The organism is Methanomicrobiales archaeon HGW-Methanomicrobiales-1, from assembly GCA_002839675.1.
Lineage (GTDB): Archaea > Halobacteriota > Methanomicrobia > Methanomicrobiales > Methanospirillaceae > Methanoregula.
Window position 1 is genome coordinate 1 of record PGYM01000003.1, and the last position, 23,394, is coordinate 23,394.

The following is a 23,394-nucleotide window of genomic DNA, read 5'->3' on the forward strand; positions in this document are numbered from 1 at the left end:
ATAACAAAATAAGGAGACACCGTACCTTAGATCTTTTGGTCGATTCAGACTTTTTTATCCCCAATGAAATGATTTCTACAGAGCAAAAAATAAAAATCACCCTTCGATTTTATTTTTTAAACCACAACTCACTAAAAATAAAAAAATCGGAACCCTGCTCCAAAAAAAAATTCCAGCCAGACCCTGCTTCAAACAAAAAATTCAAAAAACCAAACCCGGCCCGAAAACCAGACCCGGGGTCCAGTTCCCACTCCCCACAAAAAAACCCCAAAAACCAAAATGGGCCTGACCGGATTCGAACCGGTGACCTCCGCCGTGTAAGGGCGACGTCATAACCAACTAGACCACAAGCCCAATTTCTTACTAATGTCACCCTGAACACTATTAATTGTGTTGATAAGAAAACTCCGCTTCAGGGATTAAAAAATTATTCCTTCTTGGGAGGGAGTTTGATATCGATACCAAACTTCTCCGCATTCTTATCCGCAATTGCCTGGATAGCGGCGATCTCCGCATCCTGCCGCGTGGGCTTGAAGAGGTGGCGGAACCGTTTCTGGGTCTTTAAGTACTCCTCGACGGGCTTGCGCACTACCTTCTTGACCTTTGTCACCTTGCCATCGATCATCTCGTAGTTGACCCAGAGGCCGGTCTCGATCGCGAGTTTTGCAATCGCGATCGTTTGCTCGCCTTCAAATCCCCACCCGGTGCAGCAGGGTGCATGGACCTGCACATAGCTGGGACCGGGGGTTGCGATCGCCTTTTCCACCTTCTGGAGGAGATCGGCGGGGTAGGCAATGGATGTCGTTGCAACATACGGTGCACCGTGTGCAGCAAGGATCGCCGGCATGTCCTTCTTTTGCATCTTGTTGCCAAAGGAACATTTTCCTGCCGGGCTGGTAGTCGTGCTCGCATCGTACGGGGTTGCACCGGAACGCTGGATACCGGTGTTCATGTAGGCCTCGTTGTCGTAGCAGACGTAGGTAAAGTCGTGGCCGCGTTCGAACGCCCCGCTGATACAGATCATACCGATATCAAAGGTTGCCCCATCGCCGGCCATGATCACGATCTTTTCCTTACGGCCCTGCTTTTTGAGCGACGCCTCGATACCGGATGCAACCGCGGCTGCATTCTCAAAGAGGGAGTGGATCCACGGCACTTTCCATGCAGTCTCCGGGTAAGGTGTGGAGAACACTTCCATGCATCCTGTAGACGAGACAAAGATCGAGTCTTTGCCGGCTGCCTTGGTTACCAGCCGTGCCGCAAGGGATGCACCGCAACCGCCGCAGGCCCGGTGTCCGCAGTCAAACAATTCACAGGTTTTTTCTGCCATTTCAGATCAACTCCTTGCGCAGGCCATAGAATATATCGCCCTGCCCCTTTTCGCAGAGTTCAACAATCTGCCTGATGTCCCGTTTCCTGACGTCCCTGCCGCCAAGTCCCAGCACATAGCCTTTTACCGGTATGGAAGAACCGTAGAGTGCATCCCTCACTTCCATAGCGGTTGCCCCTTTGGCACCGAGCGAGATGTTCTTGTCAAGCACGGCAACACGCTTGACGTGCGAGAGCATTTTGGCGATCTCTTCTGACGGGAAGGGCCGGAAGACACGGATCTTCAACAACCCGACTTTCTTTCCTGCCGCCCGCATCTCATCGATGGCATCCTTGGTGGTTCCGCAGATGGACCCCATCGCAACGATCGCCGTCTCGGCATCATCGAGTTTGTATCCCTCGATAAGCGCGCTATAGTCCCGGCCGAACATTTCGCCGAACTCTTTTCCGGCCTTTGCGATCACGCCTTTTGCCTGTTTCAGGGCCAGGTCCATCTCGTACCTGAATTCGAGGTAATATTCGGGCGTAGCGTACATGCCGAAACTGATCGGGTCTGCCGCGTCAAGACGCTCAGCGGGGTTGAACTTCGGGAGATACTTATCCACATCTTCCTGGGTGAGCATATCCACCGGTTCGTAGGTGTGGGAGAGGATAAACCCGTCAAAGCAGACGAAAGCGGGGAGCTGGATAGTTGGGTCTTCTGCCACCCGGTAGGCGATCATGTGCAGGTCCGCTGCTTCCTGGTTATCCTCGGCATAGAACTGGAGCCAGCCTGCATCCCTTAAGGAAACTGAGTCCTGCTGGTCGTTCCAGATCGAGAGCGGTGCTCCCATTGCCCGGTTGGCAATTGACATGATGATCGGCAGGCGCATGCCCGATGCATTGAAGACGACCTCGGCCATCAGCATCAGACCCTGTGAGGTGGTTGCCGAGTAGGTTCGTGAACCGGCGGCGCTTGCTCCCACGCAGGCAGAGAGGGCAGAGAGTTCGTTCTCAACGGTGATGTATTCGGCATCGAGCGTGCCGTTTGCAACAAAATCAGCCAGTGCCTCAACGATATGGGTCTGGGGGGTAATGGGGTAGGCAGAGACCACCTGCGGACGGCAGAGACGGACTATCTCTGCGACTGCGTGCGATCCCTCGATTATCTCCATCATTTATTTTTCCTCCTGTTTCATGGTGATTGCTTCCTTGGGGCACTCGACTGCGCAGATCCCACAGCCCTTGCAGTATGTATAATCGGGATCGAACAATCCTTCAGCATCCTCGTGTACGCATCCCTCAGGACAGAGTGTCCTGCACATCCCGCACTTCGAGCACTTCTCGTGGTCGAAGATCGGTTTGAAAACGCGCCACGAACCTGTCTTGTTATCCCGTGCTTTTCCCGGCCGTGCCCGGCACCCGACAGCGAGCGCCATTATGCCGCCCCTTTGACGATATCGAACGCCACTTTTGCAGCAGCGATATTCTTTGCCGCAAGCTCCTTGGGGAAGCGGTGGTTGAGTGCCTTTTCCAGAGCAGAGAACTGGATCTCGCCCGTTGCGGCAGCAAATGCTCCCATCAAAGAGGTATTGGTGATGGGCAGCCCGATTGCCTTGAGTGCAATCGAGGTGGCATCAAGGGTGATAAGTTTCACACCTTCAGGAACCGTATAATCCGGCTTCTTTTCCGTGTTGACGATCACGATGCCCCCCGTCCTTACGCCCATGAAGACGTTGACGTCCTTGATTAAGGTGCTGTCCTGCACAATGATGTAATTGGGTTCATACACCTGGCTGCGCAGCCGGATCTTTTTGTCATCGAACCTGACAAATGCCTGCACCGGGGCTCCGCGCCGTTCAACGCCAAACGCCGGGAATGCCTGGGCAAAGCTGCCGCCTTCAAACGCGGCGACTGCAATCAGTTCGGCAGCAGTGACGGACCCCTGGCCACCCCTGCCATGTATGCGTAGTTCTCTCAAGGAAAATCCCTGATCATATTACATGATTAATCGATATAAATCCTAGAGATCTACATCGAGCCCGAGAATAGTTATGCTTCCGGAAAAAACGTCCCGGGCGATCCGGGCAAGGCCGCGTGAAGCGCACCATTCGTCATATACGGCCACATCTGCGCCCAGAAGGGACCGGACCTCAGGGGCAATGGCGGGTGCAAGACTTCCGGCAAGCGCAATGGCAGCGCGTGGATTCAGGAGGCGCAGTGCGGCACATTCCATGGCCGAGAACATCGCGACCGCCGGTATGCGCGATGCTTCGGGCAGGGAGAAGTTCACTCCCGCATGCTGGAATGCCTCGTTTGCGGTGCACTCCCCGGCATCGATCTTCCGGATCGCATCCACATCGAGTGCACCGTGCAGGGTTCCCGGTGCAAAGATGCACGCATCGAACGCCCCTACCAGTTTTCCCGCAGATACGAGCAGGGAAACGGTATTTGAACTGACATCGGAGACGATTACGTCCCCTCCAAGCGTATGGCAGGCCTCGTAGGCAATCCCGATCTTCTCCGGGCTGGTCTGGTGGGAATAGGCCTTGAAGCGCGGATCCGTGGGGGAACCCCGGTGAAGGCCCGGGATAACTATTGCAGGAATGCCACTCTGTGCAATCTCGTCAAAGACTTTGGTTCCGCCGCCGATATGCTTGCCCGCACCCTCGCGGCTGATGATTCCCCGGTTCTTTACTTTACCAATCGAGGTGATGGACGTGATACCATCCCCCATGGAATAGCAGAGGGCAATTCCTTCGATCTCGTCAATCGGGCAAAGTTGGGAGAGTGAGTCTGTGGTAAAATCCCTGGCAGCCTCCCGCGAAATTTTGAATTGTCCGCTGTCCCCGGCAAACCGCATCGCGCTTGTGCCGTGATCAATCCCGATAAACATAGCAGTAATCCTATAGCATGGATGACATATTAGGTATTGATGTTTGATGTGGTAACAGGGGGAGCCGGGTTCATCGGCTCGCACCTGGTTGACACGCTCGTTGCACAGGGTAACGAAGTCCTGGTGATTGACTCGCTCTGCGCCGGGCGCAAAGAGACGATTGCACAGCACCTGGATTCCTGCAAGGTCCGGTTTTTACAAAAAGATCTGCTGGGCGATGGCTGGCAGGACTCAATTGAAGGAGCCGACCGGCTCTTCCACCTCGCGGCAGACCCCGATGTCCGCCAGAGCGCCGTGAACCCGGACCCGACCATACAGAACAATATCATCGCAACGTACCGGGTGCTCGAAGCCATGCGCCGGCACCAGGTGCCCGAACTGGTGTTTACCTCGACTTCCACTGTGTATGGCGATGCAACAATCATTCCCACGCCGGAAAACTATACCCCGCTCGAACCGATCTCCGTGTACGGGGCGAGCAAGCTGGCCTGCGAGTCCCTGATCTCGTCCTACTGCCACTCGTTTGGTATGAAGGCGTACAACTTCCGGTTTGCCAATATCATCGGCTCCCGGAGCGGTCACGGGGTTCTTACGGATTTCATTAAAAAACTGGAGCAGAATCCCAAAGAGCTCGAGATTCTCGGCGACGGTAAGCAGACCAAGTCCTATCTCGAAGTCCATGAATGTGTTGCCGCAATGCTCTTTGCCGTCGGGCATGCCCGGGACACGGTCAATACCTTCAATGTCGGGTCCGAGGACTGGATCGATGTGAAGAGCATTGCAGAGATCGTGTGCGAAGAGATGCACCTTGACGGCACGAAGTTCCGGTTCACCGGCGGCGAACGCGGGTGGGTCGGGGATGTGCCGAGAATGCAGCTCGCAGTCGGGAAGATCAAGGCGCTGCGCTGGAAACCCCAGCTGGGTTCCCGCGAGAGCGTGCGGATCGCCGTGCAGGCAATGCTTGCCGAACGGTAACGAGGCAGTCATGAAGTATATCGTCATTTGCGGGGATGGCATGGCAGACGAGCCCATCGCTTCGCTTGGCAACAAAACCCCGCTCGAATATGCCAAAACCCCGAACATGGACCGGCTGGCTCGCGAGGGTGCATCCGGGTTGCTCTCCACCATCCCGGATGGGTTTGAAGCGGGCAGCGATATCGCCAACATGTCGATTCTCGGGTATGCCCCGGAAAAGTACTATACCGGCCGGGGACCCCTTGAGGCCCTGAGCATGGGCGTTGATCTTGCACCGGGGGATGTGGCGTACCGCTGCAACCTGGTGACGGTGGAGGACAACACCATGGTGGATTTCTCTGCCGGCCATATCTCCAGCGGGGAAGGAGCAGAACTCTTTGCCTCGCTCCAGCGGGAAATTCCTGAAGTCATGTTTAAAGCCGGGGTCAGCTACCGAAACCTGCTTGTTGTCCACGACGGACAGGGTGCCGCAACAACGCCCCCGCATGATATAGTAGGGCAGGGGATCTCTCCTTTCCTTCCCAAGGGTGGCGACGCAGAACTGCTCCATCAGTGCATGGAAAAAAGCCGGCAGGTGTTTGACCGCCATCCGGTGAATGAAGCCCGGAGAGCGGCAGGCAAACGCATCGCCACCCGGATCTGGCCGTGGAGCGGCGGGCACAAGCCGGCATTTCCCCTGTTTGAAAAGAAGTACGGGAAGAAAGGCGGTATCATATCCGCAGTCGACCTTTTGCAGGGCATCGGGCGCTGCGCGGGAATGGAGATTATCCGGGTTCCCGGTGCAACCGGGTACCTTGATACCGATTACGATGCCAAAGCGCGGTACGCAATTGCCGCAATGGAACACCTCGACTTCCTTTACCTGCATATCGAAGCGCCGGATGAAGCCGGGCACCTGGGAAGTATTGAGGAGAAAGTAAAGGCGATCGAGCGGGTGGACGATGTTATCGGCACGATCCTTGGGAGTTTTGACGGCGTAGTGGCCGTTCTGCCGGATCACCCGACCCCGATACGCGCAAAGACCCATACCCGCGATCCGGTGCCCTTTGCGGTGCGGGGGAAAGATACCGATACTACTTTGGAATTCTCCGAAACGGCAGCCCGGTCCGGGGGGCTCGGGATGAAAAACGCGGTGGATTTCCTGGGTTTCTTATTTAACTAAAAGAAAGTGCGGCATCAGTACCCTGCTTCATCACTGAATCAGTGGGGGTAACTTTCATCATCTGCCGCAATTTCGTTTATTTTTTATTTTGTTTATAGCAGGATATAGATTTGGCCTTTTCTTTGATGCTTCTCCCGATCCATCACTTTCAGGCCATGCTGAATATATTTGATATAAGGGAACACCAATCCTTTGTAACTATGACGGACCATTTCTCTGTTAAGTAAGATTTCCCGGTCCGATTCATTCAGATGCAGTTAATACCGATGCCGCACGAGGTGTAATGAGATGAAAAAGAACCTGCTGATGTGGGATGAAACACTCTTCCGTGACCCGGAGGTACTGGAGATTGATTACGTTCCCGAGCAGTTCGAGTTCCGTGATCCCCAGATGCAAGAACTCGCGTTCCAGATCCGCCCTGCCCTCCGGGGGGGACGCCCGTTAAACACGGTCTGCAAAGGCCTGCCGGGCACGGGAAAGACAACAAGTGTCCGGAAACTCTTTGCCGAGATCGAAGAGACCACAAAAAAACTCGTGCCGGTGTATATCAACTGCCAGATTGACAATACCAAGTTTGCCATCATCTCGCAGATCTACAAGAAACTCGCCGGCCATCTCCCCCCCTCATCCGGCACCTCGTTCAAGCAGGTGTTCGATGCGGTTGCCCGGATACTGGTTAAAGACGAGATTGTTCTGCTTGTAGCACTCGACGATGCGAACTATCTCCTCTATGAAAACGAGATCAACAAGGTGCTTTACACCCTGCTCCGCTCCCATGAGGCCTATGAAGGCACCCGCATCGGCGTGATCGTGATCATCAGCGATATGGATGTCGACCTGTCGCGGGCAGTCGATGCCCGGGTTTCTTCGGTCTTCCTGCCCATCGAGATCTATTTCGAACCCTACGGGGATGCTGAAGTGCGGGAGATCATGAAGGCGAGGGTGATGGAGGGGCTGTTTACGGGTGTGCTCAGCGAGGACCTGCTCAGTCTTGTGGTTGAAAAGACCCTTGCCTGCGGGGATCTCCGGGTGGGTATCGATCTCCTGAAACGGGCCACGCTCAGTGCCGAGCGGGCAGCCCGGCGCAGTATTGAGCGCGAGGATATCTGCGGTGCGTATGAGATCTCGAAGTACCTGCATCTCTCCTACACGGTCAAGACCTTAAAAGACGAGGAGCGGCAGATCCTCAAATCCTTTGCAGAGAGGAGTCTTAAGGAATCGGAGATGAACGCAGGTGAGGTTTACAAATCCATCAAGGAATCGCTCTCTATCGGGTACACCCGGTTCTATGAGATCGTAAAAAAGATGGATGCGCTGCGCCTGATCAATCTCCAGTACCGCGATGGGAAGGGAAGAACCCGGATCATCACGCTCCGCTACGAGCCGGCAAAGGTGCTCGAATACCTTTCCTGACCTTTTTCCTTTATAATGCCCAAGCGTTTGAAAAATATTATCTATCCTTAAAACCCTCATTTATGATACAGAGGGTTTTGTTCATGCTGAGTGTTAACGAACTGGCACTGGAAATTTTTGATAATCTGGCCGACTTGGCCGAGGAATTCAACGCTTGTTACCATGAACTGGATAACGGCGCACGTATCGTTGACTGCGGGGTAAGTGTACGCGGTGGTTATGCAGCAGGCAGGGCCTTTACCGAGATCTGCATGGGCGGACTTGGCGAGGTTAACTTCCGCATGGGGCACATCAAGGAGTTCCCGATGCCCTTTGTCGATGTCACCACGGACTTCCCGTCGATCTCCTGCCTTGGTTCGCAGAAGGCCGGCTGGACCGTCAAGGTAGGCAACTACTTTGCGATGGGCAGCGGCCCGGCCCGGGCGCTCTCGTTAAAGCCGAAGCACACCTTTGAGGTCATCGAATACGAAGACGACTACGACTGTGCTGTCATGTGTCTTGAGAGCGACCACCTGCCGAACGCAGAGGTCATGGAGAAGATCGCAGAAGAGTGCCACGTGGATGTAGCAAATGTCTGTGCAGTTGTTGCACCCACTTCCTCATTAGTTGGCTCGATCCAGGTATCCGGCCGCTGTGTTGAGACCGCAATCTACAAGCTCAACGAACTTGGGTTTGACACCCGGAAGATCATTGCCGCTATGGGCACTGCACCGGTTCCACCGGTACGGGGACCCAAGCTTGCAATGGGGGTAACGAACGATGCCACGATCTACCACGGCAGGATCAACCTCACGATGAACGCACCCGAGATCAAGGACTACCTCGAGAAGATCCCGAGCAGCAGTTCCAAGGGATACGGCAAACCGTTCAACGACATCTTCAAGGAAGCAGGGTATGATTTCTACAAGATCGATACCTCGCTCTTCTCCCCCGCAGAAGTCATCATAAACGAGCTCTCAACGGGCTCAGTCTACCATGTCGGTGCAGTGAATGCCGATGTGACCCTGAAGTCATTCGGGCTTCAGTAAAATCTCTTTTTTTCCGGTTCATCTAAAAAAGATAGGAAATTTCCTTTCGGCATTCCTTGTGATTCTGGTTTTATACCATACCTGGTAAGGTTTAAAAAACAGCTTTGCGGGAATGCCAGCCTTTTTTTGTCTGCAAGCCCCGGGTGGAGATTTTTACCCCGGTGTTTCCTTACGTGAATATTTAAAAAATAGGGAGATTTTTTAATGCTGCGAGGTATCGCCCGGGTTGTCATTTGCGGGAAATGATCTTCCCGGATTTCGTTTTTAAAAATTTATACCGGCAGGAGGACATTATCGGCCTGAATGGTTGCCGGCATTATGCAGCGAATGCTGGTTGGATTGCCGGTGGGGGGTTTGAGTATGATAGTAATTATCTGGTTGGGGACAATAGGGGCTTTTGGGTTGATGCGGATGACAAACTGCTCTTCATAAGAGATCCGGTTATTGGGTTCGCCTATCTCGTTTTGCACAGAGAGTATCCCCCAGCTTCCTGAGGAGGGATCGCCCCGGAACCCCTCGACGGGTTTGAGGGTTTCAGTCCGGATTGCATCCGCGTAGACGATGACCAGTTCATTCATCTCCATGGATTTTATTTCAGGATTAAGGCCGACCTTAAACGTAATGGTGTCGATGGTCCCATGGGGTATGCCCAGTCCGGTCACATCCCCGTAAACCTGTAAAACCTGCCCCGGTTGCAGGTTGCCCTGCGGAGTCACTGCTGCCGGGACGGGAGGGGGGGAATCCTCTCCAAGACAACCCGCTGCAAGAATCCCGGAGATAAGTACGAGAGTCAAGAGAATAAAGTGCCATTTTGTCATGGATGATCCTGTCATCTGGTGTAGAAAAACTAGGCGGGGGTACTTAAAAAAGCAATGGGATCCGTCATAAAAATGATGACGGAATGCGGTATCGTACAGGTCTTTACGATCCGTCAGGGAAGGTATCGCCTCATCTGGCCTTTCCTGCTTTTCCGGTACCGGTGTTCCATACCTTGAAGTGAACGGTGAGCGATAATTAATCAGAATCCCATGAATACTACTCCTTTGGACAAACAATCACTGGACCGGCTCAAAGAGAAGACAGCGCGGCTATCCGTCCTGTCCAATACCTGCCTGGTACTGATGAAATTTGTCGTCGGGTTTGCCATAGGTTCGGTCAGTATCATTTCAGAAGCGATCCACTCTTCCATGGACCTGATCGCAGCAGTGATCGCATTTTTCTCGGTGCGGAAATCCGCAGAACCCCCGGATGCGGGACATTCATTCGGGCACGGAAAGTTCGAGGATATCTCGGGTCTTATTGAGGCACTGCTCATCTTTGTTGCTGCAATCCTGATCATCCGGGAAGCCTTAGTAAAACTGCTGGGTGAACCCACCGAGCATTTCACCCCTGAGCTGCTCATTTATGGTATTGCCATTATGGGTATCTCATCACTGGTCAACTGGTATGTTTCCCAGCGGCTCATGAAGGTGGCAAAACAGACTGAGTCTATTGCGCTCGAGAGCGATGCATGGCACCTGAGGACAGATGTGTATACCTCTGCAGGTGTGATGGTCGGACTTGTCCTGATCAAGCTAACCGGTATCGCGATCATCGACCCGCTCTTTGCCCTCGGTGTGGCGGTCGTGATCATGAAGGCCGCATATGACCTCACGGTTCGCTCATTTGCCGATCTGATCGACCACAGCCTTCCCGATGGGGATGAGAAGCGGATTCAGGATATCATCTGCGAGCATGCAAACGATTATGCCGGATTCCATGATCTGAAGACCCGCCGGTCGGGCCCGGAGATATTCATTGAATTCCACCTGGTGATGTCGGGAAAGGTAACGGTGTACCAGTCTCATGATCTTGCCGATCACCTGGAGTCCGATCTCAAGATCGAGTTTCCCCGGGCAAATATTACGATTCACATTGAACCGTGCAATGAAGGGTGCACCCGGTGTGGTTCATTCTGTAATTTTTATGAAAAACAGAAAAAGGATTCCGGGCAAACCCCCCGGTAATTTTTTTTGGCCCTGTGATTCACCCGGTTGTCCGGGCATTTCCCGTTTTACGTAAATTTACGGGTCGTTTATGGCGTCCTGAAAACGGGTTAAATGCTGCTCTCTCCGGGCGGTTCCTGCCTTTGAAGGCGAAAGTTCCTTCTCATTCCTGCAGGAAGCAAGCAATAAAATTTGGATTTTGACGAGCCTTCAATGCCCGGAGTGTATGAAAAAAATTATTGCGATCGTTTCATCACGAGAAAGAAGGGGAGTAATAAAACAATTGCAATGACTATCCAGAAGTTGCCGAACAGGTAGAGCAGCTGTTCGCGCCACTGGTCGTAAAACCGGATCTCAATAGTCCGGACCTTATTCCATTGGATGAGGGTGGTATTGTCCGGAAATCGTGTGACATTGGCACCCTGGCTGACGCTGGCAAGCAGGGTATTTCGTACATCCAGTTCTGCCGGGAGGGACACACTCACGTTATACTGCTTATCGTAAACTGCCTGGAGCGTGTTATCTTTCAGGGGTGCCATATACGACACGGTGTAATTGCCGCGCTCAAACGTGATTGCTGATGGCCTTCCCCAGCCCTTGCTCCAGTTGAATTCGCACGGTGAACAGTTCCCTGAAAGGTTCACCTGGTCAACATTGATGGCAACATCCTCGCCTAAAAAACCGACATCGGCAAATTCGTACCGGTCCACACCGGTGATCTCGATGGACACATTGTAGGCGGTTCCGTTGGGAAATACCCGGTAATCTGCCGATAGTGCACTTGCAGCCGGCACTGCAATCAGCAGGATTACAAGTGCAGCGCAGAGAGCAGCGAGGGCAGATCGGCGTCGATCTCGGTCGGGGGTTCGCATTGTTTAATCACCGTTTCCGGATCCTTGAGCAGATGTCCGGTTACTACGCAGACAATCTTTTCGTTCCGGTCAATCATTCCCATCTCTACCAGTTTGCGTATACCGGCAACCGATGCTGCCGATGCCGGTTCGACACCGATACCTTCTTTGCGGGCGAGATCGCGCTGCATGCTTAAGATCTCTTCATCGGTCACAGTCTCAGCAAGTCCCCGGGTCATACGGATTGCTGTTAAGGCTTTTTCTGCATTGACCGGCGCCCCGATTCGAATCGCAGTTGCGATAGTCTCAGGATTGGCCTCGGGTATCACTACCGGGAGGTTGTCACGGATGGCCCGGACAACCGGGCTGGAACCCTGGGCCTGGATGCCGGTCATCATCGGAAGCCGGTCAATGAAACCGAGTTCCTGTAACTCGAGAAAACCTTTGTACACAGCAGAGATATTGCCTGCATTTCCGACCGGAAGGACGAAACGGTCCGGAATTTCTCCCAACTGGTCGAGCGCTTCAAACCCGATGGTCTTCTGGCCTTCCAGCCGGTAGGGGTTGATCGAATTGAGCAGGTACAGGCCATGGGAGAGGCAGAGATCGTGGACCATCTCAAGCGCACGATCGAAGTTGCCCCGGATGGAGATGACTTTTGCCCCGTGCATCAGCGCCTGCGCCACTTTTCCTACGGCGACTTTTCCCGCGGGAAGCAGCACTACGGCAGGAATGCCGGCTTTTGCTGCATAGACGGCAAGGCTTGCGGAGGTATTGCCGGTGCTTGCGCAGGCTACACTCTTCTTGCCGAGCTGGATGGCCATCGATACGCCGACGGTCATGCCCCGGTCCTTGAACGAACCGGACGGGTTCATGCCCTCATGTTTTGCATAGAGATGCGGCAGTCCCATCTCCGCTCCCAGTTTTTTTAAGTGATAGAGAGGGGTGCCGCCTTCCTGCAGGGTGACCGGGGGGATCGTGACCGGAAGCAGTTCCTTATAGCGCCAGACCGAGAGCGGGCGCTGGTTCCAGGTGGCCCTTGAAATGGATAGTTCATCCAGCGGATATTTCACTGCGAGCAGGTGACCGCATTTTGTGCAATTATAGATGATCTCGTCAGCGGGATAGGTGGCTCCACAGTTGACGCACACGAGATGGTACATGGAATAGTGTTGTGCTGCCAGATACATATAGGCGTGCGGTTTTACCGACTCTTTGGATGATACTCTTACGATTTACTTTTCGTTAAGAAGGGTATGGTAGAGTGCATCCTTCCGGTCTTTTTCTACCGGGAGCGCAGATCGTGCTGCAGCAACCTCTGCCGGATCGATGTCGATAAAAAGCAGCTGCTCGGCATCATTTGCATGACTGATGATAGTGCCGTGGGGATCTGCTGCCATGGATGAACCGGAATACCGGTCAACCGGCGTAGTTCCTGTAGTATTCACGCCAATAACATATATCTGGTTCTCCGCAGCCCTCGCCTGGATGAAGAGTTCCCAGTGTAGGATGCGGCTCGCCGGCCATGCTGCCGGTACGAAGACTGCCTGCACTCCTTTCTGTGCATAGATCCGGAAAAGCGATGGAAACCGGAGATCATAACAGATCGCAAGCCCGCAGGTGAGCGGCCCGAGAGAAAAAATCCCCAGATCGGATCCCGGGATAAAATGCTCGTCTTCCTTTGCAGGAGAAAACAAGTGTATTTTTGAATACGTGGCGAGAATACTGCCATCGTTCCCGATTGCAACCGTGGTATTTTTCGGGTGTGGGGATGATGCTTCACGGATCGATCCGATTACGGCGATCCTGTTTGCTTTCGCACAGGCCTGCAGCCGGGTGAGGATGTTTCCCGTTAATTCCTGCACATTTTTATGAGAAAGTGGATCCCAGCCTGTGGCAAACTGCTCGGGAAAACAGATCAGCTGCGCACCACAGGCTGCTGCATGCGCGATGAACCCTTCTGCCTTGTCCAATGTTTTTTTCGGATCTTCCCAAAAATTCGTGATTTGGGCACTGCATACCCGGACACTCATGTTCTGATCCCTGGCAGGATCATCCCTTCCTGGCATTGGCCTTCTGTTCCCCGTAGATGATCAGGATTGCGCTGATAACGATCAACAAGGATGTGGTAATCAGAAGAAACGGGGCAATATTAATGGTGATTCCTAAAAGCAATGCAGCAATAATGGTACCTGCGGCAGTTATACTGCTCCCTATCAGCACCAGACCAATCGATGTAAGATCCCAGTCTTCCATTTTTATCCTCCTGAAAGCAGCGGAAATGCGAGCCGGATACCATTGATGACAAACTGTACCGCAATGGCGATGAGCAGCATGCCCATTAAGCGGTTGATGGCCCGGTATTCCCTTTGCCCGATTCTCGTAAGGATATAATCTGAATTTCGCATCATATAATAGGTGAGGGCGATTGAGATTGCGATCGAGACCAGCACAATCCCGATAGCAATCGGTGTCATGGTTGTTGCTTCGTTCATCAGCACGATTGTCGTAGTAATTGCACCCGGGCCGGCAATCATGGGGATGGCAAGCGGCATAATGGCGATATCCTCGGTATCCCGGGACTCGTATTTTTCTGTTGCAGTCAGTTTGGTCCGGGATGTTTTTGCATAGACCATTTCCATACCTATCCCGAATAACAGGATCCCGCCGGCAATCCGGAATGCCTCGAGGGTTATGCCGAAGAGCTGAAGAACCCAGGTCCCGATAAGCGCGACGATGAGCAGGATTAAGAATGCAATCCGGCATGCGTCGCGGGCAACGGCATCCCGCCCGGACTGATCCAGGTTTGTAGTGAGGGAAACATAGATCAGGGTTGCGCCAAGGGGGTTTACAATGATGAGGATAGATGAGATGGATAACAGGGCAAAACTGAGGACATCTCCTGCCATTATGCAATAGTGCGGTTTTTAAGAGTAATAGAGATTATGGTATCGGATAAACGTTGGAAAAGAAAAAGAAATTAGTATTCGTATATCACAGATTCGTCAATCCGTGTATACGTGAACAGTTCTGTTGGTTTGAAGTGGATCGCAATCTCTATTGCGGCACTTTCAGGAGCATCCGATGCGTGGATAACATTCCGGCCGATATCGATCCCGAAATCGCCCCGGATTGTTCCCGGCATGGCTTCCTGTGGATTTGTTGCACCGATCACCTTGCGGACGATCGCTACGACATTCCTTCCTTCCCAGACCATGAGGAAACAGGGTCCCCCCATGATATATTTCTTTAATGACGGGAAGAAGGGTTTTGCAAGGTGTTCCTTGTACTGCTCCGTCACTCTTGGTTCAGGAAGAACCTCAAAGCGGGCAGCAACAAGTTTCAGTCCTTTTGCTTCGAGCCGGGAAACAATCTCACCGACAAGGCCGCGCTGGACCCCGTCGGGTTTGATCATGACGAATGAGCGGTCCATGGATGCTCACTTCTTGCCTAAGGCTTTCTTGCCGGCAACGGTCCACTCAACACGGCGGGGAACCCTGCCGAGTTTGTGGTTGTTCTGGCATTTCGAGCTGCAGAAATACATGACTGACCCGTCTTTCTTGACGTACATTTTGCCGGTGCCGGGCTCAAGCTGAACTCCGCAGAATGTGCAGACGTGTTGTTCTACCATGGTTTACCGCCTCGACATTTTCTTTGCTTCGCGCTCGGTTTCGAGGAGCATAATGACATCTCCTTCGCGGATGGGACCAACCGTATTGCGGGTGATGATCCTGCCCTTGTTGTTGCCGTCGAGGATACGGCATTTGACCTGCATTGCCTCACCGTGCATACCGGTTGAGCCAACTACCTCGATCACTTCGGCTGGCGTTGCATCTTCTGCCATAGTGATATCCTCACGCCTTCAGCGCGGTCAGCTGCTTTGCAAGGTCGTCGATCGTTTCTTTTGCCTTGCCGGGCTTGACAATTGCTGCGGCTGCCGATCCGACATCGAGACCGCTTGCTGCGCCGACATCGTTCTGCTTGTTGATGAAGATATAGGGGATCTTCTTCTCTTCGCAGAGGGGTGCAAGGTGCATGACGATCTCTTCGGGTTCGACATCTGCACCAATAAGAACGAGAGCTGCGATACCGCGCTCAATGGCCTTGGTTGCTTCGTTGGAGCCTTTCTTGATCTTACCGGTGTCTCGTGCAACTTCAAGGGCTTCAAGAGCCTTGTTCTGAAGCTCTTCTGGAGCTTGTGTTTTAACGTAACCTTTTGACATAACTCACCTCATTCAGGAGTAGCGTTCTCCTTCATTACTCATCAGTCAGCAATGATGCCATGATGTAGCCATATTATTACGACTAGGACTGAAATAAAGGTTTGTGCCTGACGGATTTGCAGGTTTTTGTATACCTGTTTTTTTATATCCCCAAAAAATAGCCCACGCTTATCCGGAGAGACGGTAAATATCAGTCCCTCGTGCTGAATAAACTGACTCAAGACCGGCAGTTGAGATATTTACCTTGTAGCGTTCGCGTTCTGCATCTCCCACGTAGAGAAGCGTGGCCTGGTATTTTTTCATTAAGGGAATAGTCTTGTCCGGCTGCTCATAGATGGCTTTTACGTCATTGTTCCGTGTGCTGAACCACCCGGTATCATCACCGCGCCACATAAATTCGTGGAATGGCATGCCGATAATACCGGGAATTCCCGTGAAGGATGAAACCCGGGAGTAATATGCGTAATCGCCTCCTTCTGCCTCAACAAGTGTCTCGTTGCCGGAAAGAGATCGGAGGTAGGCGATCGCAGAAGCATCTCCCGGGTGAGAGTCTTCAATATAAGCCAGTCCGTCAAGTGTATGGGTTCCATAACTGACCGTAAACGGTACCATAAAGGGCACCACAAAAAGTATGCCAATCATGGTTATGGCAAGAACTGCTGATTGCCGGGCCGGAAGGACAGGAATTTTCCCACATTTTTCCAGCCATTTACCCGCCATCGCAAACGCTGCAATGCCAAGCAGGATCCACGCGGGCAGATACGCTTTAAAGATCGTGTTCATCCGGAAATAGGTGTCACCCATGTTATCCTTGAGATAGAACAATTCACAGAAGATCAAAATCAGGAGACCGAGAATGGCGAGCAGCCCGGCGCTGTCCGTCTCTCTCTTTTCAGCCAGTCGCGCGATAAAGTAAATCGCCGGAACCGCTGCAATCGCGGCTGCGGTATAGCCCAGGATAATAAAGGGTAATGCGACCAGCAGCAGGTACGGGCGCCTGGCAATATCCCGGATTAAAAATACATAAAAAAGTGCAATAAACCAGCCATTGACGAGGAGAAATTCGAGCGGGTTCGAAGGAATCTGCACAATAGATAATCCACCGGTGCTCGTCTGTAACTGCAGGTAGAAGGGCAGGTAGCAGAGGATGGCGGCGGGAGGAACAATAACAAGTAATGCCCAGGAGACGCTGGGAAACCAGTCTTTCCTGCATCGCCAGAGAATCAATGCACCAAAGACAAGGGTGATCGGGGCATAGATCAGCACATCCCAGGTATTGAACAGGGGCATGGAACCAAGACTGAGTGCGGCAAGCATGCACAGGATCCATTTTCCCCGTTTTTCAAGCGTCTCCCATCGCTGGTAGGCATACAGGAGCAGGAAGAGCAAGAACACCTGGTTGAAGATAGAGACAACATGGGCATGGACATCCCCCCAGATGAACGAGAAGAGGGGGTATTCGTTGATGGTATTGGTTATGGTACGGGTGCTGTCCCACAACACCGTATTCATCGCTTTACCCTGCACGAACTGGTAAACAAATGAAGGATTTGGTAAGAAGAAAATCAGAAGCGGAAGCCAGTGGAATCGTTTGAGTACCAGCGTTCCAATGGCGTAAACATTCACTGCGGCAATGCCAAATACCGTGGGAAGCGTGAGGTTGAATGCAATGTTTGACGGAACGCCGCTCACAATTGCAAGGCACCCGAACATCCAGTACCCGAGATAATAGTAGACGTTCAAGGTCCCCCCTGCAAACCACGGGTCAAGCGGGGGAACGATGGGCGTTCGTATCACGGATGCGAGAAATGCATGGTCCATGAACTTCTCCGCATAGGAGATGGTGGGATTGACAAACCGCACATCGAGCATCAGCAAAAAGCAGATGAGGAACAGAGCCTCCCAGTGCCACTCTTTTTTCAGGTCGTCAAATGTGTAATGCCGGTGCCAGATGTGATACACGAACAGTATCAGAGATGGCAACAGGGCAAGTTGCACCGGCAGATGACAAAGGCCACAATACCATGAGAGAATCGTGAAGATCAGAAGCGACGCAGAGAAAGCGGCAGGAAACGCAAAACTATTGAATGTCTTTTTCAGCGATGGGTAAATGGAGAGCTGGATCAGCGTGAGGGCAAAAAGCCAGCTGATGACTGAAATGATCTGCTGTTCAACGGCCAGAAGTATCCTCTCCACCGAATTTTGAGTTCCATGCATCTTTTATGCTGGGAATAACCCAGTCCCCGAAGAAAAAGATCGAGATAACTCCCCCGGCAAAGGTGACAATATTTTTGATCAGATGGTCGATCACCGCAATAAGAGTGGCAACTGCCGGGGAAATCCCTGCCAGCCCGAAGGTGATGGCAAGCGAAAGTTCATAGGTACCAATTCCCCCCGGGGTAATGGGAACCGCTTTTACGAGGTTACCAATCACAATCGCAAGAACAATAATTGCAAAGGGAATCTGCTGCTGAAACATCAGAACAACAGCATAGCAGACAAGGATATCGAGCATCCAGATAACCAGCGAAGAACTTCCCAGCAACACAATGGATTTCAGGGTGAGGGAAGCCCGCTTGATTTCGTGAAGCATGGTAAGGATGATCTGGATATATTTGTTTTCTGAGGAACATTTCCCAACGCACAGCAAAACGATAAAAAAAAGAATTCCAGCAATGATCGGGACGAATATTATAACATAAAATTCTGAACGCACATGGATTACGAACAGGAGTGAAACTGCACCGAGAAGGGCGATTGTAATGATATCAAAAACCCGTTCCACGACCAGGGATGAAACACCTTCTGAGTAGGTGGTGTTGTAATCATGCTTCAGGATGAACACCCGAACAAAATCGCCCAACCGTGCCGGAACAATCAGGTTGACCGTCTGGCTCACAAAGATACATGCGGTTGCAACCGTTATGCTGACCGAATAGTTGAGACTTTTAAGGATGGAATGGTACCGCCAGCCTCTCAACCACCATGCGGCAAGGCAGATAATAATTCCTGCTGCCAGGTATTCAGGCACCATATGCTGGAGTGCTTCAATGAGGTCTCCCCATACGCGGTAGAGCATAAATGCGATGATACCGATGGCGAGAATCGTAGGAACAAGAATTGCACTAATCTTTTTGTACATGTATCTGCCACCAGAGATCCAGGATTGATGACCCCATCTCAAAGACATCTTTGATTTTTACTGTTGTCCCCTTGCCTGCACGCCAGCGAACCGGGAATTCAGCAACCCGGTAACCCTTGCGTTGCGCCCGGACAAGGAGCTCGGTATCCCAGAACCAGTGATTTGCTTTTATTGCTGGCAGGAGGGGAATGATGTACGTTTTCTTAAAACCCTTGAACCCGCATTGGTGATCAAAAACCCTGCTGCCGAGAAAAAGTCTTACTAGGAAATTGTACGTCCGGCTTGCAATCTCCCGGCCCCCAGTCCGGACAATATCACTTGCGGGCATTAGTCGTGATCCTGTTGAGATAATTGCCCCCTCGCGGATCGCTGCAATCAGCTCGGGAAGATGACGCATATCGGTAGCGAGATCAACATCATAATAACAGACAATTGACCCTTTTGCATCGCGGATCGCCCGGTTAAGTGCTTTTCCTCTCCCGAGACGGCTGTCACTGTGGAGAAGTCGTACCCGCCCGTCCCGTTTTGCATAGGTCTGGACATATTCTGCACTCCCGTCATTACTCCCGTCTTCAGCAACAATAATCTCAAACTCGCTCGTTATTGTCTGGAGAATCTCAATCGATCGCGGGAGGGCAATCTCAAGGGATATCCGGTCATTATATACGGGGATGATTGCCGAAATTTCAGGACCCGTCATGGGCACCCCGGTTGTTTATACACGCTGCAATATCCAGTCCGGCCCGGATGGATCCTTCCATACTCCGCTCCGGGTAATTTGGCTGGGAAAACATTCCCGCCATATAGAGCCCTTTTTGCTCATAGGCGGGGATAAGCGATCGGTAGCCGGTTGTGTAGACTGGACCTGCCAGGGGATCAATCGCCATTTTATGCCAGTGGATCTCTGCCGGGGCAACAGAGAACCGGTTGCAGAAGTCATCGAGCATACGGCGGTCTAACTGAGTCGGGACGGTCCCGGAAAAATATGATGCAAGGTATACGATATGCTCGCCATAACGCTCTCTTGAAATGAAGTTAGTATGGGTAACGACAGCCCCGTAGGGAGCAGCGTCCTTCATGTTCAGCCAGTATATCCCATGGGTCACTTCCCGGTCCATGGCAAGGGTCATGCATGCGGCTCCCTGGTAAGGAACCGTTTGCATTTCAGGCCCCCCCATTTTCATGAGCTCCTGCGGTGGGATCGTTGAGATAACTGCATCGTACCGGTTATCATTTATTGCCCAGTATCCATTTTCGTGGATAATCGATGAAACTGGTTGTTGTTTCCTGATTTTTCCACCATTTCTTTCAATGGATTGCTCAAGGGCATCGATGAGATGATGAAAACCGCCGTTAAGGTAGCCGAGATTTTCTCCGGATACACCCCGGTTTGAGCGGATGGCGATCCGGCTCAAAAGCCATGCTGCAGATACTTTCTCTCTTTGTTCTCCGAATTTACTCTTGAGGAGGGGTTCGAAAAACGATGTGTAGACATTTGCTCCAAGATGTTTGATGATATACTGGTCTGCCGGGATGGCATCCAATGCTGCGAGATCAGCTTTTTTTGCGGTAAATGTGAGGTACGTAAGTTGGGCTTTGTCAGTAATGGAGAGTTCGGGATAACGCAGGATCTCGACAGGTGTATTTAGCGGATAAATTTTTTTACTGGCGTAATAGCCGCTTGTCCCGGTTTTCCATTCGAGTTTTTCCGACAACCCCAGTTCACGAATAAGGGAAAAAAGATGCGTATCCGTGGAAAAACAATGATGATAGTAGCGCTCGATCCAGTAATTGTCGATGGAATAAGATGAAAGGCACCCTCCAAGGAAGGGCATTTTTTCAAAAACTTCAACCTCATGTTCTCTCGATAGAGCATGGGCTGCGACAAGCCCGGTCAATCCCCCCCCGATAATCCCGATCTTCATGATAAATATTCTATAGTATTTTTCTGGGCGAAATGAAAAATCCTCCGCAAAAAATGAGGATTTTTTATTGTACCCTCGAAGATTTATAACAAAGTTTTTGTACTGCCGAAATAAAGGTTCATACGAGCAAAAGGTCTTAAAAGAATTAAAAGAAAATAATTATCTCTTAGCCCATTGGATGGTGTCATCAGATGCGTGTATTTTTCATAGGATTCGGCCAGGCGGGCGGTAAAATTGTTGATATGTTTATCGAGCAGGATAGGAAGCTCGGTACCAACAGTTTCAGAGGCATTGCCGTCAACACTGCCCGAACCGATCTGATGGGATTAAAAAATATCGAGATGAAGGACCGGATTCTTATCGGTCAGACAATGGTGAAAGGGCATGGTGTAGGCACCGACAACGTGACCGGAGCCCGTGTCACTGCCGATGAAATTGACAGTATCATCAGCGCGATTGATATGAGAGGCACTCATGATGTGGATGCATTTGTCATTGTTGCGGGCCTTGGAGGAGGCACTGGTTCTGGTGGTTCGCCGGTCCTTGCCCGCCATCTCAAGCGCATCTATCGTGAACCTGTGTATGCTTTAGGGATTATTCCGGCACCCGAAGAAGGCAGGCTCTATTCTTATAATGCGGCAAGAAGCCTGACCACCTTGGTAAACGAGGCCGACAATACCTTTATTTTTGATAACAGTGCCTGGAAAAATGAAGGGGAAAGTGTAAAAACTGCGTTCAACCGTTTGAATAATGAAGTTGTCCGCCGTTTTAGTGTTCTCTTCCGGGCAGGAGAAGTCAGTAAATACGGTGTTGGTGAGATGGTGGTCGACTCAAGTGAGATCATCAACACCCTCCGTGGCGGTGGGATTACCTCTGTTGGTTATGCGATCAGCGAAGTTATGAGTAAAAGCACGAAAGACAAACGCGGGATCTTCGGGGGTTTAAAAGACAAGTTCGGTCCAAAGAAAGAGGCCAACGAGGAAGTCCTCATGGGAGAGGATAAGTCTGCAAAGATTGTCTCTCTCGTGCGTCGTGCGATGCTGGGAAGACTTACTCTCCCCTGCGATTACTCCACCGCGGAACGTGCACTGGTTCTCATTGCCGGGCCTCCGAATGAGATGGACAGAAAAGGTATTGAGAAAGCAAAGAGCTGGGTAGAGGAAAATATTGCGGGTGTTGAGGTACGTGGCGGCGATTACCCGGTGAACAGTGAATATATTGCCGTAGTTGTGATGCTGGCTACCGTTGGTAATGCCCCGAGAATCAAAGAGCTTCTTGATATCGCAAAAGAAACAAAAGAAGATGTTATAAAGTCAAAGGAGAAAAAATCGAATATGTTTGAGGAAGGTATTGATCCGCTATTCGAGTGAGGTTGACAATGAAGGGTTTTAAAGCATCGATTCTATTAATGGTTATTCTCTTATGCTGTATTTCGGCTGCATCTGCATTTTCTGTAACCTCGATTTCAATAGATCCTTCGGGTTCATTGATTCCGGGCACTCCGGTTACAGCATCGTATAAAATAGACACTTCTGGATTTGCCAGTGGGGGGGATCTTCAGTTCTATACAGACCTTGATAGTCCCCTTTGGACCTACACTATCCTAGTGAACGGTGTTGAAAATCTTCGTCCGGCACTGGGTGGACGCACGCTTACTATTACAGGTTTTGAACTTTCATACAAAACGGGTGATGATGTTGCTGTGAGAGCAACTCTCGAAGGCAAAGCACCTACGGTAACTGAAACAACAGATAAAACAATTATCCGAATACAGGAAATAGGTTCGAATGGGGCTGCGATCACCAGCACCAAGGTTGAACGAACCGGAAAAGTTATCAATACTGGTGAAGTGCCCAAGGTAATTGCTGAACGTGATACCGAACTCCAGACCTACCGGACTCACATTGATGAGAAGGCAGTTCTTGGTATCGATACCTCCGATGCTGAAGCAAAATACAATGATGCAAAACAGAAAATTGACTCTGCACGTGCCCGCCCAACAAACCAGTATGCAGAGGCTTTGGCGGACCTGACTGCCGCACAGGCGAGTATCAGTGATGGTGAAAAAGCTCTCGATAAAGCATGGGCTGAGAATGAAGTTGCGGCAGCGCAGATCCCAATCAACAATGTTGATACGGTCATTGCATGGTTCAAAGGTAACCAGAGCACGGCAAATGACCAGCAACTCCCTACAATTGTCACAAAACGAGAAGTAGCGCTTAGCTACATATCAACGGCAAATGATCAGATTGCCAGTGGAGAGTATACACAGGCGCGGTCAAAAGCACAGGAAGCCCTTGCGAAAGGAACGGAATCGTATAACGATGCGATAGCACGCCAAAAACAATTGTCAAGTGGTTTCATTTGGCCGCAGATTCAGATTCCTGGTGGAATCTTTATTGTTTTAGGTGTTGTAGTTGTCATCCTGGTTGCTGTCGGTATCGTGATATACCGGAAACGTTCCCGATGGGATGAACTCGGATAAC

Annotated in this window: 26 protein-coding genes and 1 tRNA gene; 7 read left to right on the top strand and 20 right to left on the bottom strand. The window is 51.5% G+C overall.

All coding sequences use genetic code 11. The annotated features are described in order from the left end of the window. Positions 1-280: 280 nt before the first annotated feature. The 6 genes from CVV30_09430 to CVV30_09455 all read right to left on the bottom strand — a co-directional run bounded on the left by CVV30_09430 (position 281) and on the right by CVV30_09455 (position 4,204). Positions 281-354, bottom strand: a tRNA-Val gene (locus tag CVV30_09430). 73 nt (positions 355-427) lie between these two features. Then, positions 428-1,330: a pyruvate ferredoxin oxidoreductase gene (locus CVV30_09435; GenBank protein ID PKL68150.1), complete on the bottom strand. Its 903-nt coding sequence runs from the start codon at positions 1,328-1,330 to the stop codon at positions 428-430. A 1-nt stretch (position 1,331) separates the two neighbouring features. After that, positions 1,332-2,486 carry a pyruvate ferredoxin oxidoreductase gene (porA, locus tag CVV30_09440; GenBank protein ID PKL68151.1) on the bottom strand — a complete coding sequence of 385 codons (1,155 nt, stop codon included), beginning with the start codon at positions 2,484-2,486 and terminating at the stop codon, positions 1,332-1,334. Further along, on the bottom strand, positions 2,487-2,747 hold the full coding sequence (locus tag CVV30_09445) for a pyruvate synthase (GenBank protein ID PKL68152.1): 261 nt from the start codon (positions 2,745-2,747) through the stop codon (positions 2,487-2,489). Next, a complete protein-coding gene (locus CVV30_09450) occupies positions 2,747-3,289 on the bottom strand; it encodes a pyruvate ferredoxin oxidoreductase (GenBank protein PKL68153.1) in 543 nt (180 codons plus the stop codon). The genes CVV30_09445 and CVV30_09450 overlap by 1 nt, the downstream gene beginning before the upstream one ends. A 42-nt stretch (positions 3,290-3,331) precedes the next feature. Next, positions 3,332-4,204, bottom strand: a complete 873-nt coding sequence (locus CVV30_09455) for a methanogenesis marker 12 protein (protein ID PKL68154.1) — start codon at positions 4,202-4,204, stop codon at positions 3,332-3,334. 39 nt (positions 4,205-4,243) lie between these two features. Between CVV30_09455 and CVV30_09460 the strand changes: the two genes are divergently transcribed. From CVV30_09460 to mch, 4 genes are all read left to right on the top strand, one after another. After that, positions 4,244-5,179: a UDP-glucose 4-epimerase gene (locus CVV30_09460; GenBank protein ID PKL68155.1), complete on the top strand. Its 936-nt coding sequence runs from the start codon at positions 4,244-4,246 to the stop codon at positions 5,177-5,179. A gap of 10 nt (positions 5,180-5,189) precedes the next feature. Beyond that, complete coding sequence (locus CVV30_09465; GenBank protein PKL68156.1) at positions 5,190-6,341, top strand: cofactor-independent phosphoglycerate mutase; 1,152 nt, start codon at positions 5,190-5,192, stop codon at positions 6,339-6,341. 288 nt (positions 6,342-6,629) lie between these two features. Further along, positions 6,630-7,754, top strand: coding sequence for a cell division control protein 6 (gene cdc6 / locus CVV30_09470; GenBank protein ID PKL68157.1), 1,125 nt, complete (start codon positions 6,630-6,632; stop codon positions 7,752-7,754). A gap of 83 nt (positions 7,755-7,837) precedes the next feature. Next, positions 7,838-8,782 carry a methenyltetrahydromethanopterin cyclohydrolase gene (gene mch, locus CVV30_09475; GenBank protein PKL68158.1) on the top strand — a complete coding sequence of 315 codons (945 nt, stop codon included), beginning with the start codon at positions 7,838-7,840 and terminating at the stop codon, positions 8,780-8,782. A 272-nt stretch (positions 8,783-9,054) separates the two neighbouring features. Here mch and CVV30_09480 read toward each other — a convergent pair whose 3' ends face one another. Next, positions 9,055-9,600, bottom strand: coding sequence for a hypothetical protein (locus CVV30_09480; GenBank protein PKL68159.1), 546 nt, complete (start codon positions 9,598-9,600; stop codon positions 9,055-9,057). A gap of 210 nt (positions 9,601-9,810) precedes the next feature. On the opposite strand from CVV30_09480, the gene CVV30_09485 reads away from it, so the two are divergent. After that, positions 9,811-10,788 (top strand): cation transporter, encoded by a 978-nt coding sequence (locus CVV30_09485; GenBank protein ID PKL68160.1) that lies wholly within the window; start codon positions 9,811-9,813, stop codon positions 10,786-10,788. A gap of 215 nt (positions 10,789-11,003) precedes the next feature. Here CVV30_09485 and CVV30_09490 read toward each other — a convergent pair whose 3' ends face one another. The 13 genes from CVV30_09490 to CVV30_09550 form a co-directional block, all read right to left on the bottom strand. Then, entirely contained in the window at positions 11,004-11,576 is a 573-nt protein-coding gene (locus CVV30_09490) for a hypothetical protein (protein ID PKL68517.1), read from the bottom strand. Beyond that, on the bottom strand, positions 11,576-12,781 hold the full coding sequence (locus tag CVV30_09495; GenBank protein ID PKL68161.1) for a threonine synthase: 1,206 nt from the start codon (positions 12,779-12,781) through the stop codon (positions 11,576-11,578). The genes CVV30_09490 and CVV30_09495 overlap by 1 nt, the downstream gene beginning before the upstream one ends. A 72-nt stretch (positions 12,782-12,853) precedes the next feature. Next, positions 12,854-13,651, bottom strand: a complete 798-nt coding sequence (locus CVV30_09500; protein PKL68162.1) for a nitrilase — start codon at positions 13,649-13,651, stop codon at positions 12,854-12,856. A 19-nt stretch (positions 13,652-13,670) separates the two neighbouring features. After that, positions 13,671-13,874 (bottom strand): hypothetical protein, encoded by a 204-nt coding sequence (locus CVV30_09505; GenBank protein ID PKL68163.1) that lies wholly within the window; start codon positions 13,872-13,874, stop codon positions 13,671-13,673. Positions 13,875-13,876: 2 nt separating this feature from the next. After that, on the bottom strand, positions 13,877-14,527 hold the full coding sequence (locus CVV30_09510; protein ID PKL68164.1) for an antibiotic resistance protein MarC: 651 nt from the start codon (positions 14,525-14,527) through the stop codon (positions 13,877-13,879). A 71-nt stretch (positions 14,528-14,598) separates the two neighbouring features. After that, on the bottom strand, positions 14,599-15,051 hold the full coding sequence (locus CVV30_09515; protein ID PKL68165.1) for a nucleoside-diphosphate kinase: 453 nt from the start codon (positions 15,049-15,051) through the stop codon (positions 14,599-14,601). Between the two features lie 6 nt (positions 15,052-15,057). Next, the gene (locus tag CVV30_09520) at positions 15,058-15,249 is read right to left on the bottom strand and encodes a 50S ribosomal protein L24e (protein ID PKL68166.1); all 192 of its coding nucleotides are present in this window, start codon (positions 15,247-15,249) and stop codon (positions 15,058-15,060) included. Between the two features lie 3 nt (positions 15,250-15,252). Next, the gene (locus tag CVV30_09525) at positions 15,253-15,462 is read right to left on the bottom strand and encodes a 30S ribosomal protein S28e (protein PKL68167.1); all 210 of its coding nucleotides are present in this window, start codon (positions 15,460-15,462) and stop codon (positions 15,253-15,255) included. A 10-nt stretch (positions 15,463-15,472) separates the two neighbouring features. Then, the gene (gene rpl7ae / locus CVV30_09530) at positions 15,473-15,841 is read right to left on the bottom strand and encodes a 50S ribosomal protein L7ae (GenBank protein PKL68168.1); all 369 of its coding nucleotides are present in this window, start codon (positions 15,839-15,841) and stop codon (positions 15,473-15,475) included. 168 nt (positions 15,842-16,009) lie between these two features. Beyond that, complete coding sequence (locus tag CVV30_09535) at positions 16,010-18,058, bottom strand: hypothetical protein (protein ID PKL68169.1); 2,049 nt, start codon at positions 18,056-18,058, stop codon at positions 16,010-16,012. Further along, complete coding sequence (locus CVV30_09540; GenBank protein PKL68170.1) at positions 18,012-18,983, bottom strand: lysylphosphatidylglycerol synthetase; 972 nt, start codon at positions 18,981-18,983, stop codon at positions 18,012-18,014. Before CVV30_09540 ends, CVV30_09535 begins: the two co-directional genes overlap by 47 nt. Then, complete coding sequence (locus CVV30_09545; GenBank protein ID PKL68171.1) at positions 18,967-19,683, bottom strand: glycosyl transferase; 717 nt, start codon at positions 19,681-19,683, stop codon at positions 18,967-18,969. The genes CVV30_09540 and CVV30_09545 overlap by 17 nt, the downstream gene beginning before the upstream one ends. Next, the gene (locus CVV30_09550; GenBank protein ID PKL68172.1) at positions 19,670-20,908 is read right to left on the bottom strand and encodes an amine oxidase; all 1,239 of its coding nucleotides are present in this window, start codon (positions 20,906-20,908) and stop codon (positions 19,670-19,672) included. Before CVV30_09550 ends, CVV30_09545 begins: the two co-directional genes overlap by 14 nt. A 191-nt stretch (positions 20,909-21,099) precedes the next feature. Between CVV30_09550 and CVV30_09555 the strand changes: the two genes are divergently transcribed. Next, positions 21,100-22,278, top strand: coding sequence for a cell division protein (locus CVV30_09555; protein PKL68173.1), 1,179 nt, complete (start codon positions 21,100-21,102; stop codon positions 22,276-22,278). Between the two features lie 38 nt (positions 22,279-22,316). After that, complete coding sequence (locus CVV30_09560) at positions 22,317-23,393, top strand: hypothetical protein (GenBank protein ID PKL68174.1); 1,077 nt, start codon at positions 22,317-22,319, stop codon at positions 23,391-23,393. The last annotated feature ends 1 nt before the right edge of the window (position 23,394 follow it).